Annotated in this window: 17 protein-coding genes; 8 read left to right on the top strand and 9 right to left on the bottom strand. The window is 71.5% G+C overall.

Annotation, left to right across the window (positions count from 1 at the left end):
- Nucleotides 1-4: 4 nt before the first annotated feature.
- Nucleotides 5-2,047, bottom strand: coding sequence for a hypothetical protein (locus OG707_RS16540; protein WP_329118907.1), 2,043 nt, complete (start codon nt 2,045-2,047; stop codon nt 5-7).
- A 137-nt stretch (nt 2,048-2,184) separates the two neighbouring features.
- Here OG707_RS16540 and OG707_RS16535 point away from each other — a divergent pair, with 137 nt between their 5' ends.
- Nucleotides 2,185-2,787, top strand: a complete 603-nt coding sequence (locus tag OG707_RS16535; RefSeq protein WP_329118905.1) for a DinB family protein — start codon at nt 2,185-2,187, stop codon at nt 2,785-2,787.
- A 1-nt stretch (nt 2,788) separates the two neighbouring features.
- Here OG707_RS16535 and OG707_RS16530 read toward each other — a convergent pair whose 3' ends face one another.
- The 3 genes from OG707_RS16530 to OG707_RS16520 are packed head-to-tail and all read right to left on the bottom strand — an operon-like array spanning nt 2,789 to nt 4,929.
- Nucleotides 2,789-3,292 carry an AAA family ATPase gene (locus tag OG707_RS16530; protein ID WP_329118903.1) on the bottom strand — a complete coding sequence of 168 codons (504 nt, stop codon included), beginning with the start codon at nt 3,290-3,292 and terminating at the stop codon, nt 2,789-2,791.
- Nucleotides 3,289-3,780 carry a GNAT family N-acetyltransferase gene (locus OG707_RS16525; RefSeq protein ID WP_329118901.1) on the bottom strand — a complete coding sequence of 164 codons (492 nt, stop codon included), beginning with the start codon at nt 3,778-3,780 and terminating at the stop codon, nt 3,289-3,291. Before OG707_RS16525 ends, OG707_RS16530 begins: the two co-directional genes overlap by 4 nt.
- Before the next feature lie 9 nt (nt 3,781-3,789).
- A complete protein-coding gene (locus OG707_RS16520) occupies nt 3,790-4,929 on the bottom strand; it encodes an NAD(P)/FAD-dependent oxidoreductase (protein WP_329118900.1) in 1,140 nt (379 codons plus the stop codon).
- A gap of 35 nt (nt 4,930-4,964) precedes the next feature.
- On the opposite strand from OG707_RS16520, the gene OG707_RS16515 reads away from it, so the two are divergent.
- Together OG707_RS16515 and OG707_RS16510 are read left to right on the top strand one after the other, a co-directional pair.
- Complete coding sequence (locus OG707_RS16515) at nt 4,965-5,435, top strand: hypothetical protein (protein ID WP_329118898.1); 471 nt, start codon at nt 4,965-4,967, stop codon at nt 5,433-5,435.
- A gap of 46 nt (nt 5,436-5,481) precedes the next feature.
- Nucleotides 5,482-5,817, top strand: coding sequence for a hypothetical protein (locus tag OG707_RS16510; protein WP_329118896.1), 336 nt, complete (start codon nt 5,482-5,484; stop codon nt 5,815-5,817).
- Here OG707_RS16510 and OG707_RS16505 read toward each other — a convergent pair.
- Nucleotides 5,807-6,844, bottom strand: a complete 1,038-nt coding sequence (locus OG707_RS16505; protein ID WP_329127833.1) for a zinc-dependent alcohol dehydrogenase family protein — start codon at nt 6,842-6,844, stop codon at nt 5,807-5,809. The two genes, OG707_RS16510 and OG707_RS16505, sit on opposite strands and share 11 nt — an antisense overlap.
- A gap of 112 nt (nt 6,845-6,956) precedes the next feature.
- Here OG707_RS16505 and OG707_RS16500 point away from each other — a divergent pair, with 112 nt between their 5' ends.
- Complete coding sequence (locus OG707_RS16500) at nt 6,957-7,526, top strand: cysteine hydrolase family protein (protein ID WP_329118894.1); 570 nt, start codon at nt 6,957-6,959, stop codon at nt 7,524-7,526.
- Nucleotides 7,527-7,529: 3 nt separating this feature from the next.
- Here OG707_RS16500 and OG707_RS16495 read toward each other — a convergent pair whose 3' ends face one another.
- On the bottom strand, nt 7,530-8,039 hold the full coding sequence (locus OG707_RS16495; RefSeq protein WP_329118892.1) for a putative immunity protein: 510 nt from the start codon (nt 8,037-8,039) through the stop codon (nt 7,530-7,532).
- 71 nt (nt 8,040-8,110) lie between these two features.
- Here OG707_RS16495 and OG707_RS16490 point away from each other — a divergent pair, with 71 nt between their 5' ends.
- Genes OG707_RS16490 through OG707_RS16480 form a run of 3 tightly spaced genes read left to right on the top strand, consistent with a single transcriptional unit; the run spans nt 8,111 to nt 9,887 of the window.
- Complete coding sequence (locus tag OG707_RS16490) at nt 8,111-9,022, top strand: aminoglycoside phosphotransferase family protein (RefSeq protein ID WP_329118890.1); 912 nt, start codon at nt 8,111-8,113, stop codon at nt 9,020-9,022.
- Between the two features lie 56 nt (nt 9,023-9,078).
- Nucleotides 9,079-9,405, top strand: coding sequence for a hypothetical protein (locus OG707_RS16485; RefSeq protein ID WP_329118888.1), 327 nt, complete (start codon nt 9,079-9,081; stop codon nt 9,403-9,405).
- A complete protein-coding gene (locus OG707_RS16480; RefSeq protein ID WP_329118886.1) occupies nt 9,402-9,887 on the top strand; it encodes a hypothetical protein in 486 nt (161 codons plus the stop codon). Before OG707_RS16485 ends, OG707_RS16480 begins: the two co-directional genes overlap by 4 nt.
- A 14-nt stretch (nt 9,888-9,901) precedes the next feature.
- Here the strand turns inward: OG707_RS16480 and OG707_RS16475 are convergent, their stop codons facing one another.
- On the bottom strand, nt 9,902-10,792 hold the full coding sequence (locus tag OG707_RS16475) for a hypothetical protein (protein WP_329118884.1): 891 nt from the start codon (nt 10,790-10,792) through the stop codon (nt 9,902-9,904).
- A 152-nt stretch (nt 10,793-10,944) separates the two neighbouring features.
- Here OG707_RS16475 and OG707_RS16470 point away from each other — a divergent pair, with 152 nt between their 5' ends.
- Nucleotides 10,945-11,157: a hypothetical protein gene (locus OG707_RS16470; protein ID WP_329118882.1), complete on the top strand. Its 213-nt coding sequence runs from the start codon at nt 10,945-10,947 to the stop codon at nt 11,155-11,157.
- A gap of 8 nt (nt 11,158-11,165) precedes the next feature.
- Here OG707_RS16470 and OG707_RS16465 read toward each other — a convergent pair whose 3' ends face one another.
- Together OG707_RS16465 and OG707_RS16460 are read right to left on the bottom strand one after the other, a co-directional pair.
- Nucleotides 11,166-11,552 carry a nuclear transport factor 2 family protein gene (locus tag OG707_RS16465; protein ID WP_329118880.1) on the bottom strand — a complete coding sequence of 129 codons (387 nt, stop codon included), beginning with the start codon at nt 11,550-11,552 and terminating at the stop codon, nt 11,166-11,168.
- 303 nt (nt 11,553-11,855) lie between these two features.
- Nucleotides 11,856-12,833, bottom strand: coding sequence for an isopenicillin N synthase family dioxygenase (locus tag OG707_RS16460; protein ID WP_329118878.1), 978 nt, complete (start codon nt 12,831-12,833; stop codon nt 11,856-11,858).
- Nucleotides 12,834-12,918 lie beyond the last annotated feature (85 nt).

Genomic DNA, 12,918 nt, shown 5'->3' with positions numbered 1-12,918 from the left:
CGGTTCAGTCTCCCGTCGTCGGCAGGGTCCGCCACTCGCGGACGGCCTGCGGCCAGCTCCGGGAGGCCTGCCAGAGCTCTTCGTTGCCGGTGGGGTGGAGGGCGGAGAGCTGCTGGAGTTCGTCGCCCATCTTGTCGGTGACGTCGTCGTCGGGGAGCGCGAGCAGATCGGTCAACTGCCATACGGAGTAGAGGAGTCGGCGGATCCGGAGATGGAAGACGCGGTCCGTCCCGTCGGGCACCGACTGCTCGGCGTCGGTCCGCCCGAGCGCGACGGCACGCCGCTCGTCGGCGGTGTCGAAGAGCGGTGCGGAGGCGATGAACCGCAGCTCGCGCAGCCAGGCCCCGGCGTCGGAGGTGCGGAAGGTGTCGCGCAGTCGGGAGACGGCGAACGCCGTCTGGCCCAGGGCGAGTTCATGGTGGATCCGGCGCGGATGGCCGTCCGGGTAGTGGTCGGACATCGCCTGCTGCACGTCGCGCCAGCGCACCCGGTCGGTGTGCAGCCGGTGCAGGAGGAGGGTCCGCAGGAAGGGGTCGGCGATGAAGTGGTCGGCCGAGGTGCCCCAGTACTCGGCGGCGAGCAGATCGCGCATGGGCAGCACCCCGGACGCCCCGCCGTCGTGGTCGAGGCGCTCGGCGGCCAGGAACTCGGCGTCGGCGGTGTCGTGCGCGGCGGCCAGCACAGTGAGCCGCTCCAGGCGGGCCGGGTGGACGAACTGCCCGAGCAGCTCGGTGGCCGTCTCGCGCCCCGGGGTGTCCTCGCGTACGACGACGGGCAGTCCGAGGAGGGAGCGGGGGGTGAGCTCAACAGGCGTCTGCCGTACGGGAATCGAGGGCGCCGCTTGCGGTGTCACGGCCTGCCCCGCGGCCCGGGTCAGCAGAGCGACACCGAGAGGACGCCCGCAGGTCAGCCGGTGGATGGAGCGGGCGAGCTGCGGCGGGGTGTGCAGGGCCGGGTCCTGCTGGTCGAGCATCCGCCGTACGTGCTCGGGCTCCAGCGCGGTCATCTCCACGGCCAGCGCACCGGAGGCGACCTCGGTGGAACGGGTCCAGGGGGTGGAGTTGGTGACCTGGGGGAGGAGACAGCGGACGGCGGCACGCAGCGCCGGGTGGTCGTACCCGCGCAGCGTCCCCATGAAGACGGCCTGGTCGTAAAGGCCGGCGGCCCGGTCCCTGAGGACGGGCTCCAACAGGCGCCGCCCGAGCGGTGCTTGAACGTTGTCGAGGAGTACGAGCGGCCGCCCGACGTGCCGCAGATTGCCCATCCCCGTGTAGGCGGCCTTCAGGTCGGCGCGCAGCGCCCCGACGAGATGGCGCTCGGCGAGGGTGCGGGCGTCGGTGTCGCGCTGGCGGCGGAACTGCAGGGCGAGGAGATTGAGCCCGCGTTTGGCGTTGCCGCCGGCGCCGGGGTAGTTCCCGTACCAGGTGACGGCCTTGCGCTGGCCGCGGTCGAAGAGGTCCTCCAGGAGCGACTCGACGGTCGACTCGATGACGACGTCGAGACCGGGCGGGGCCCCCGCCCACAGTGCGGCGAACTTGGCCGCGACCTTGACGACCCAGCCGCGCCCGGTGTTCCTGAGCCGCGACCCGGACTCCACGAGCATCCCGAGGCGCATGGCCTCGTCGCGTACGCGCTGACCGTTGTTCGGGTCCCAGCCCGTGGAGGCGATGGCGACCAACCCGGCGGCCAGGCGCGGGAATTCGATGTGGCGGGCGCCGCTCACGGCCGGCCCGAGCTGCTGGCCGAGCACGGAGAGCGCCTCGGTCACGGGGGACCAGTAGGGCGCGCGCGGGTCCCCGGAGGGCAGTCCGGCGAAGTCGGGGTGCTCGCAGTCGATCAGGGCGACGGGGGTGCGCTCGCGGTAGTTGTTGCGGAGCTGTTTGAGCAGGACGGTCTTGCCCGTACCGCGGCCGCCGGTGATGACGACGACCGGCAGGTCCTCCGCATGCTCGGGTTTCACCTGCTGGAACCCGCCGGCCGGCAGCCCGACGAGCCGGGGCGCGAGTCCGTCGAGAACGGCCTCGCGGCCGAACAGCTCTCTGTCCAAGCCGCACCTCCCGAGCCGGGTGTAGGCAGCCGTCGCTGCAGGAACACCAGTTTATCGGGGGCGAGTTGGAATCAGTACACGCTTTCGGATCATCCGAATTCGGTGGACAGGGGATGCATGATCAGCAGACTGACCGGATGACCGGAACTGATCCCAAGGCCGACCTGCACCTCTACCTTCAGGACGCACGCGACGTGCTGGTGATGAAGCTGGAGGGCCTGTCCGAGTACGACGTCCGCCGCCCCATGACGCCGACCGGCACCAATCTGCTGGGGCTGGTCAAGCATGTGACGGGCGCGGAGGCGATGTACTTCGGCGCGACGTACGGCCGCCCGGTCGAGGCGCCCCCGCTCTGGATCGCGGGGGCCGCCGAGCCGAACGCGGATCTGTGGGCGCGGGCGGACGAGACGCGCGAGGAGATCGTGGCGGCGTACCGCCGGGTGTGCACGCACTCGGACGAGACGATCGCGTCGCTGCCGCTGGACGCCACGGGCCGGATCGGCTGGGGGGACGGGGTGGAGACGACGCTCCACCGGAGCCTCGTCCACATGATCGCGGAGACGGACCGGCACGCCGGGCACGCCGACATCGTGCGCGAACTCATCGACGGGGCAACGGGGTTGCGGGCCGGGAGCGACAACATGGCGAGCGGGGACGCGGCGTGGTGGGCGGAGCACCGGGCGCGGGTGGAGCGGGCGGCGAAGGAGGCGCAGGGGGCGCAGGGGGCGCAGGGGGCGTAGCTCAGCGGGCGTCGCGCGGGCTTTCGTAGCGGATGACGTGCAGTGGCGCGAAACGGGGGTCGCGGGTGCGGCGGAGGATTTCGGCGCGCCGGTCGTTGTGCTGGCTCATGGCCCACCGCACGGGGTGATCGGGGCGGATCCACTCCACGACCCGCTCCCGGTTGCCCCCGAAGACGCGCTCGCGCAACAGGGTCCGCCGGAGGGAGCGCCGCAGGACCCGCCACAGGACGACGGACCGCCGGTAGTCGAGCCAGACGACGGTGTCGGCGCGCTCCCAGAGCAGATCGCGTACGACGGGCTGACCGATGGAGTCGAAGACCCATCCGTCGGGCCCGTCGACGATCCGGGTGACCTGCGCGAGGAGATCGGGGTTCGCCTGCCAGCCGGGCCCGATGAAGTGGAGGGCGTCCATCTCATGGAATTCCAGGCCGAGTCGGCGGGAGAGCTCGCGGGCGAGGGTGGACTTGCCGGCCCCGGTGCTGCCGACGACGAGGACACGCTTCACCGGAGGTCTCCCAGGTCGCGTACGTACCGGAGCCCGGGCCGGTCGTTGAGGGTGCAGTCGCCGACGGGCGTGAATCCCGTACGGGCCAGGACGGCGCGCGAGGCCGGGTTGTCGAGGGTCGTCCTGGCGCGGAGGGTGGTCAGGCCGTACTCCTGGGCGGCGCGTGCGCACATGTCCCGTACGGCAGCCGAGGCGATCCCCTTTCCGGCGGCGCGTTCGGCCACGCGATAGCCGAGCTCGGCCGAACCGTCCGCCACATCGAAGAGGTTGAACCGCCCGAGGACCTCGCCGTCGTCCGCCACCAGGAGATGGAAGAGGACCGTCCCGGTCTCCTGCTCGGCCAGGAGGTCGCTGTGGCGTGCGTCGAAGTGGGCGAAGTAGTCGTCGCCCCGGTCGGGGATCAGCGCGGCGAAGTAGGCCCGATTCTCCTGCTCGAAGGCGAGAAGGGGTGAGGCGTGGTCGAGGCGGAGGAGTTCGAGGCGGGGCATGCGGGCAGGTTACGCATCCTGGTGCGGGAGGGGTCCGCCATTTTCCGGGAACCGCTCGGGGCGGAAGTCCGCGAGCAGTTCGTGGCGGGTCCCGCTGAGGATCTCGGCGGCGAGCAGCCGGCCGATGACGGGCCCGAGCGTGATGCCGCTGTGGGAGACGGCCTCGTAGTAGCCGGGCACGGCGGAAACGGCGCCCACCGAGGGGAATCCGTCGGCGGGGATGGGCCGGTTGGAGATCCGTGTGCGTGCGATGTGGGAGTTGGCGAATGCGGGGACGACGCGCTCGGCCAATGCGTGGAGCAGCTGGGCGAGTTGGGCTGGATCCGTGTCCGTGTTGATGAGGGCGTCGGTCTCGCGGCTGTGGAGGACTACGGAGGTGTCTCCGTCGGGGCGGATCTCGATGTGGGGTGTGTGCATGGCGCGGTGGATCGGGACCCGGTCGCAGTCGAGGCGGGTGACGGCGCCGGGCTCGTGGCGCATCGGGAGGTGCCGGGCGACGAGGGCGGCGATGTGGGAGGCGCTGGGGCCTGCCGCGTTCACGACGGCGTTGACGTCGAGGCGGCTCCCGTCGGAGAGGGTGACGGACTGGACGCTTCCGTCGGAGCGGGTGCCGATGGCACGGACGGAGGTGCCGGAGCGGAGCTCGGCGCCGCGGCCGACGGCCTCGTCGACGAGGCGCCCGACGAGGTGACGCCCGTGCACCCAGGCTTCGTCGGGGTAGAAGACGACGGGGGTCTCGTCGGGCACGGCGAGGGCGGGTTCAAGGCGGCGGCGCACGTCGGCGCCCGTGGTGACCTCGACGGCGTAGTCCCAACTGCTCAGCAGGTCAGCGGTCTTGAGGAGATCTGCCTCGGCTGCGGGATCGTCGGCCCACCGCAGGTGGCCGGTGGGGTGCCACCACGCGTCGGGCCCGATGGTCCTGGCGAGCTCGCGGTGGGCTTCCATGCCCGCGAGGTTCAGGTCGAAGTAGGACCTGAGCGCGGTCTTGTTGCTGGCGTTGACCCAGGAGAAGGACCAGTCGGTGACGCCTTCGCCGGGTTGCCCCGAGTCGACGAGGATCACGTCGGCGCCGCTCCGGGCGAGGTTCCAGCCGACGCAGGCTCCGAGGATTCCTGCTCCGACGACAGCAATGCGTTCAGGCCGCTTCATGGCGCCGATTCTCACGAACAGTAGCCTCGGGCGCCATGGGGATACAGATCGATGTGGTGGCGGGATACCCGGTCAACGACGAGATGGAGAGGGTGCTCGGCCTGGCCGAGGCGGTGGGCGAGCCCGTCACCGTCACGATCATGTGGGAGGGGGACCGGGAGACGGAGCAGGCCGTGCTCGTGCCCGCGGCGACGCTGGCGCTCAGGGAGCACTGGGCTCCTGCCGCGTATCCGATGCGCGAGGCCGTGGACGGGGAAGAGCAGCCGGAGCTTGCCCACCCGGAGGAGTTCGGGGCGTTCACGTTGTTCCGCCGTCGCGTGGGCGGGCGTACGGCGGTCGTCCGGGGAGGCGTGGTGGTCGCCGAACTGGTGGACCCCGGCGAGGCGCACTGGCTCGAGGAACAGGCCCGCAATGTCCGCCAGGGCTTCATGGATCCGCAGCAGAAGGCGGCGTTCGAGGAGTTCCTCGCCCGGCAGCCGCCCGTCGGTCGCGGACCCGAGGCGTGAAAAACGGCAGGCGTTCGGCGGAGCCGGTGTCGTAGCCTCCCGCCCCATGGAGCCGGAGCAGCCTCTCGTCCGTGATGTCTACCCGGACCTCATCGCCGAACTGGTCGTCGCCCTCGAAGAGGAGGGGGAACGGGACCTGTCCATCGTCGTGCGGGACGTCCGGCTCGTCGGTGAGTGCGGCTGCGGGGACGACTTCTGTCAGAGCATCCGGACCTCGGACCATCCGCAGGGGCAGCCGTATGGCCCGGGCCATCGATGCGTGCCGCTCCTGCCCTCGAACGGGATGCTGATCCTGGACGTCGTGGACGGACGGATCATGTACATCGAAATCCTCGATCGCGCACCCATGGAACGGGCCGTGCCCCCTGCCGCTACGGGGTGAAGGGTTCCACCACCGTCACCCCGGGCCCCGGCGCCGACCCCATGGCTGCCAGCGCCGCACCCGCCTCTCCCAGGCCGATCGTCGACGTCACCAGGAGGTCGGGGCGCAGCACCCCGCTCCGTACCAGGGCCAGCATTCCCGGGTACGTGTGCGCCGCCATGCCCCGGCTGCCGATCAGCTGCAGTTCGTACGCGATCGCCCGGCCCATCGGCATCACGGGGTCGTCGTGCAGCAGCCCCACCTGCACGTGCCGTCCGCGCCGCCGCAGGGAGCCGATCGAGGCCGCGCACGTCACCTGGGCGCCGAGCGCGTCCAGCGACAGGTGCGCGCCTCCGCCCGTCAACTCCCGTACCACTTCCGCCGTGTCGGACACCCCCGTCGCGTCCACGCACTCAACAGCCCCGAATTTACGGGCCAGTTCCAGCGCCCCCGGCGCCACATCCACCGCCACCACCCGCGCCCCGGACGCCGCCGCGATCATCACCGCCGACAGTCCGACCCCGCCGCACCCGTGCACCGCCACCCACTCGCCCGCCGCCACGCGGCCCTGCTGGACCACGGCCCGGAACGCCGTCGCGAAACGGCAGCCGAGGCCCGCCGCCGCGGTGAAGGCCATGTCGTCCGGGAGCGCCACCAGGTTCACGTCGGCGTGGTCGAGCGCGATGTACTCCGCGAACGATCCCCAGTGTGTGAACCCGGGCGTCGCGCCCCGCTCGCACACCTGGTGATTCCCCGACGCACACGTCGGACAGCTCCCGCAGCCGCACGAGAACGGCACGGTCACCCTGTCGCCGACCCGCCAGCCGCGTACCTCCGCGCCCACCTCGGCGACGACCCCCGCGAATTCGTGTCCTGGCACGTGCGGCAGCACGATCTCGGGCTCGTGGCCCATCCACCCGTGCCAGTCGCTGCGGCACACCCCCGTCGCCTCGACCCGCACCACGACCCCGCGCGGCGCCGCAACGGGGTCGGGCACGTCCCGTACCCCGGCCGGCTCGCCGAACCGCTCGAAGACCACCGCACGCATGCGGGTCACCCCACCTTCTTCTGACTTCTGATCGAACTGCCCGTTCCGGGCCACAGGCTCGCACCACCCAAGTGGTCTTCACAATCGGCCAGTTGCGCAGCAGGCTGCCTCCATGGCAGACACTGCACTCCTCGTGATGGACGTCCAGCGGGACGTCGTGGACATCGTCGGCGCCGATTCCGGATATCTGGGACGGCTGCGGGCGGCGATCGATGGGGCCCGCGCTGCCGGCATCCCCGTCATCTACGTGACCATGGGTCTACGGGCAGGGCAGCCTGAAGTCAGCTCCCGCAGCCGGGCGATGGCCACCGTTCTGGAGGCGGGGCTGTTCACCGAGGGCGCTCCCGGCAGTGAGATCCATCCCGACATCACGCCCAGGCCGGACGACATCGTGGTCACCAAGCGGCGGGGCAGTGCCTTCTCGGGCAGCGACCTGGACCTGGTCCTCAGGGCCCGTGGCATCAACCACCTGGTCCTCGCCGGGATCGCCACCAGTGCGGTGGTACTGACCACGCTGGCCCGGGGCGTCGACCTGGACTTCGGGCTCACGGTCCTGGTGGACGGGTGCCTCGACACCGACCAGGAGCTGCACCGGGTCCTCACAGAGCGGCTCTTTCCGTTGTGGGCGGACGTCGTACCGGTCGACGAGTGGCTCAAAGCCCTTACCGCTTCGGCTGGTTGAGCCTCAGGTGCGAAGGGCCGCGTCCAGCTCACGGATCAGTTCTCCCGCGCGGCCGCCTCCGGGCGGGGCCGCGGGCATTCGGGCCAGCACCGCGGTGACCGCCGGGGGAGCGTGGTGGCGCGCCCAGTCCAGAGTCCCCGCAGCGACGCCCGCCAGCTCCTCCGCCCGTGCCGCGTGCGCCGCGGCGCCGAGGATGTGCTTCACCTGGTGGGCGTCCGCCAGGGGGTGGAGATACGCGGCCGCCGCCGCGTGGCTCGCTGCCCGGGCCGCGTCCTCCGCAGCCGGGGCGGTCGTTTCCTGCGCCGCCTTGTACGCCGCCCACGCGATCTGCCGCAGGGCCGCCGTGCGCCGGCCGCCTCCGGCGAAAGCGTCGGCTGCATCGACGGCGTCGCGGGGGCGGGTGTCCGTCGGGCACTGGCGCTCGAAAAGGGGCAGCGCCCTGCGGGCACACGCCGCCGCGTAGCCCGTGATCGCACGGAGTTCTTGCTCGCTCAGCTCGATCTTGGTCGGCACGGGGGCATTCTGCCGTACGGCGCCACGATATTTCGTTGCACCGTACGCCCCGCCTTCGCGATGATCCCCGGATGGTTTCGACTCCCCCCGACGGCCGCGCCGGTATCGACGCCGCCCTCGTGAAGCGTTTGCTCGCCGCGCAGTTCCCGCAGTGGAGCGGGCTGGACGTGACCCCCGTGGAGGTCGACGGCTGGGACAACCGGACCTATCGGCTCGGCGACGACATGACCGTACGGCTGCCCACGGGACCCGGCTACGTACCCGCCGTCGACAAGGAGAACCACTGGCTCCCGCGCCTCGCCCCGCAGTTGCCGGTCGCGGTTCCACCCGTGCTGGCGATGGGTGCGCCGGGCGAGGGGTATCCGTATCCGTGGTCCGTACGCGGCTGGCTCGACGGCGAGACGGCCGCGTGGGAGCGGATCGGGGACCGGGTCCAATTCGCCGTCTCCGTCGCGGAGTTCATCCGCGCGCTCCAGCGTGCCGACGCCACCGGTGGTCCGGTCGGCGGGGAGCACAGCTGGTACCGGGGTGCGTCGCCCGCGTTCTACGACGAGGAGACCCGCTGCTACTTGGCCGCGCTGAAGGGCCGCGTGGACACCGAGAAGGCCGCCGCAGTCTGGGAAGCGGCCCTCGGCGCGGAGTGGCGCGGGGCGCCGGTGTGGTTCCACGGGGACATCGCGCAGGGCAACCTGCTGGTCGCCGACGGAAAGCTGACCGCCGTCATCGACTTCGGTACGTCGGGCATCGGCGACCCCGCCTGCGATCTGGTGATCGCCTGGGGCATGTTCGAGGGCGCGGAACGCGAGGCGTTCCGCGAAGCGGTCGGGCAGGACGCGGGCATGTGGGCGCGGGCCAGGGGCTGGTCGCTGTGGAAGTCGCTGCTCGTGCTGAGCGAGTGCATCGACAGGGACGAGGAGAAGGCCGCGCTCAACCGGCGCGTGATCGACGCGGTGCTGGCCGACCACGAGCAGTTCGGGGGCTAAGCGCAGGCTGTCGTACGCGCCTGGCACGATCGTAATACGCGTCATACGCTGGTGGCGTGGCCAAGACCAGGATCAGCATCAGCCTTGAGCAGGAGCAGGCCGAGCGCATCAGGCTGCACGCGGAACGGGCGGGGATGGACGTCTCCGCGTACCTCGTGCATGCCGCGACGCGGCAGATGGCCGAGACGGACGCCATAGAGGAGCAGTTCGCCAAGGTGGACGCGCTGATCGACGCCGCGGAGAGTGGCGCGCGCGAGCTTGCGGGGGAGCCGGGCGCGGTCGACGGGGAGCTGACGGAGCAGGAGCGCCGCGACGTCGAGGCGGCGCTCGGGCTCGTCTACGGCGCGGACCGGCATGACGTCAGCCCGGAGCGGGTCGCGTGAGCGCACGGGTTCCGGTGTACGACACCGGGATGCTGATCGCGCTCGCCGACCGCAAGGCGAAGGCCGTTCATCTGCATGAGGGGATGAAGGAGAGCCCGCATCGCGCGCTCGTGCTCGGCCCCGTCCTTGCCCAGGTCTGGCGGCCGAGGCCGGCGCTGGTGCATTCGCTGGCAGGGGTGCTCAAGGACTGCACGGTGCCCCAGGCGCGGGCCTCCGCGCCTCCGATGCGTGCGACGAAGGCGGGGCAGCCCGCGTGCATCGCCTGCGCGACGGGTCCCGACGTCATCGACTGGCGACGGTTCGGCACGGCGCTGGGCGGGGCGAAACTGCCGCCCAAGAAGCGGCCCGATGCGGTCGACGCCTGGGTGGCGCTGGCTGCGGTCCGGCACGGCAGCGCAGTGATCTTCACCAGCGACCCGGAGGACGTGAAGGCCTGTCTCGCCGTGCTGGAACCGCCTGACGTGCGTGTCGTTGCTGTGTGAGTGGCCGGCGGCGGTCAGTACGCGCGCCCGTCGAAGCGTTCCGCCACCGCCTCCTCCAGGGTGAGGCCGGTCGCGTCCTCCTCCGGTTCCAGGAAGGCGTGGATCACCGCCAGGGCCACCGTGCCCATCAGGGAGCGGCGGTTGGCGTGGTCCATGACCGTGGCGGTCGGGTCGCCGATCGTGCGCAGGATCGTGCCGTCCGTCGTGGCGGAGAGCGCGTTGGCCAGGTCGTCGAGCGTGAGGCCGGGGCGCAGGCGCAGGTGGCGGTCGTGGAGTACGGCCGCGTAGAGCTCCTTCCAGGAGCCCAAGTAGGCGGCGTACAGGGATGAGATCGCGTCCGTGACCTCGCTGTCGCCCTCCGCCCCCGCCATCAGGGCCAGGCTCAGGCGGACCGACGCGGTGTCGACACCCTCCGCCGTGTGCTCGTACGCCGTCTCGTGGACCGCCGCCACGAAGTCCGGGCCGCTGGTGAGCTGCTGGGCGCGGGCGGTGCGCTGTTCGCGGTGGCCGGGGCGGTAGTTGTCGTGCCAGACCGCGAAGTGGATCAGGTCGGAGACGTAGTCCGCCTGGGCGCTCCAGCGGTCGCGGAGCTGGGCGACGTTGCCCCTGCGGGCGAAGGGGGTGGGGTTGTTGCCCAGCTCCGCCGCCACCGCGCGCTGGGAGAGGAAGCGGAGCAACGGGCGGTCTGTTGGGGGGTGTTCGGCCGGACGGGGGCCCATGTGCCGGCTCAGCAGGCGCATGCCCGCCGCCAGGTAGGAGGCCGTCACCGGGTCGTTGGACAGGCGGGTGCGGAAGGGGCGCGTGCGGCGGTTGAGGTGGCGCAGCACCCCGGACAGGTCCTGGTCGTAGGGGAAAGGGAGGTCCCGTTTCCAGCTCTTGCCGCGGGCGGGTTTTGTGGCGGGCATTTCCGCATGGTTCACCGGTCCCGTGGATCGCGAAAGGGACGCGGCTGCGCGGAAGTTGGGGGAGGGGAGGCACTTCCGCGCGGGTGCGGGGAAGCGGGAGGCCGCGAGCGGGCGGTAGATCTGGGGCTCTCCCGCGAAAGGTGTGGTCGAAGATGATCGGTCATCAACTGGGCGGCGCGGCCTGGGCGTTCGCCGCCGTAGGCATCAGCAGTGCGCTGGTGCGGCTGATCGTCGGCGTGCTCGCCGCGCATGCCGCCCGCAAGGCGCTCAGCCCGTCCGCGGGGGCCGAGGTGGCCGCCCAGCGCCTCGCCGTACTGCGCGTCCTCATGGACGGCCTCGGGCGGCGGCGCCGGCGGCCCCGGTGACGGAGAAGTCAGAACATTCCGTTGGGGTTCGCCGACTCGGCCGGGACCTCCTGGATGACGTCCCAGTGCTCGACGACCTTGCCGTCCTCCAGGCGGAAGAAGTCCGCCAGCGCACGGCCCGGCTCGCCCGGCCTGAGGATCAGGTGGGAGTGCGTGACCACCATGTCGCCCTCGGCGACGACGCGCTTGATGTCCAGGCGCAGCTCCGGGTACGTACCCCGGAGCCACTCCACGAAGCCGATGAACGCCTCGGGGCCGTCCGCCGCATCCGGGTTGTGCTGGATGTAGCGGTCGCCGAAGTGGTCCGCGATGGCCTTCTCCGGGTCGCCGCCGAAGGCCGTCCGGTAGTAGTCGACGACGATCTGCTTGTTGCGTTCGAGCTGCTGCTGAGACATGCGTGTGGTCCGTTCCGGAGGGGGTCCCCGGGGACGTGACGTCGAAGAGCGATTGCGCAGCACCGGGAACCCAGGATTTCTCTACTGGGTCCGCCCTCGCGTCGCATAGGGGCTGCCCGGGCAAGGGCGCCGACGCTGGTACTACTTTCTCTTGCCGCCTCGCAGAGGGAGGCGTACGGAAGGATCTGCCGCCATCCGGCGGTGATGTCCTCTCGCACCGACAACGCTAACGCCGGGCCGGCCGCTCCTCGTACGGCAGAGGGCCCGAGGCCGGAGGGCGAAGGTCCCGGCGGGCTTACGCGTTCACGACACGGTGATCGCGTCCAGCTTCCCCCGCAGATACACATGGCTGTCCACCGGCTCGTACGCCACCCGGCCCGTCGGCGCCGGAACCGGGGCGACCGTCGTACGCGGGTCGCACTCGTAGAAGTAGACCAGCGACATCAGCTCCTCGGCAGGCACGTCCGCCGGCGGCGGCAGCACCCGGTGGCGGCCCGAGCGCCAGCGGTCGCCCGTCCAACGGGCCATCAGATCACCGATGTTGATGGTGAACGCGTCCGGGTCGTACGGCGCGTCCTCCCACCCGCCCTCGTCCGTGAAGACCTGCAGCCCGCCCTTGCCCGCCTGCCGGTCGAGGACCGTCACCGTGCCGAAGTCCGTGTGCGGGCCGATACGGAACTGGCCGGGCTCCGGAGGGCCCGTCACCTCCGTGCCGGGATACCAGTTGATGTTGAAACCCCAGGTCGGGTGGGCCGTGTGCCGCGTGAAGAAGTCGGGCTCCTGGCCGAGCGCCGTGCCGAGGAGTTCGAGGAGCCGGTCGGAGAGCTGCTGCATCTGCGAGAGGTACGCGGTCACCAGCGCCTTCAGCTCCGGGGCCTCCGCCGGCCAGGTGTTGGGGGCGAACCACTCCGCGTCGACCTCCGCGTCGCCCGTCTCCTCCTCCGCCGCGAAGGAGATCGACTCCTTCAGGTCGGGGGGCGTCGGGGTCCCCTCCGAGTAGCCGTTCGCCTCCGCGCCCGGGCCGAGCCAGCCCCGGCCGCCGACCTTGACCGCGTACGGCTCCTTCGTCACGGCCGGGAGGCGGAAGAACTCCCGTGCGGCCTCGCGGATCCGGCCGCGCAGAGCCGGGTCGACCCCGTGCCCCGTCACCAGCAGGAAGCCCGCCGTCTTCAGCGCTTCGTCCACGGTCGCGGCGATCTCGGCCCGCGCCTTCTCGTCGCCGGAGAGCCACGGCTTCAGGTCGATCGTGGGGATACGGGGTGCTGTGGTGTGGATGGCCATGGCTCTCACTCTCCTGGCGGGGAAACACCGGGGCAACGTGCGGAAAGTACTCTCCGGGCAGCCGGAAGCCGGACGAACTGTCGGG

The sequence above is a fragment of the Streptomyces sp. NBC_01465 genome (assembly GCF_036227325.1).
Classification (GTDB): domain Bacteria; phylum Actinomycetota; class Actinomycetes; order Streptomycetales; family Streptomycetaceae; genus Streptomyces.
Note: the sequence above shows the minus strand (reverse complement) of the source record. Positions and strands in the feature narration are given on the sequence as shown.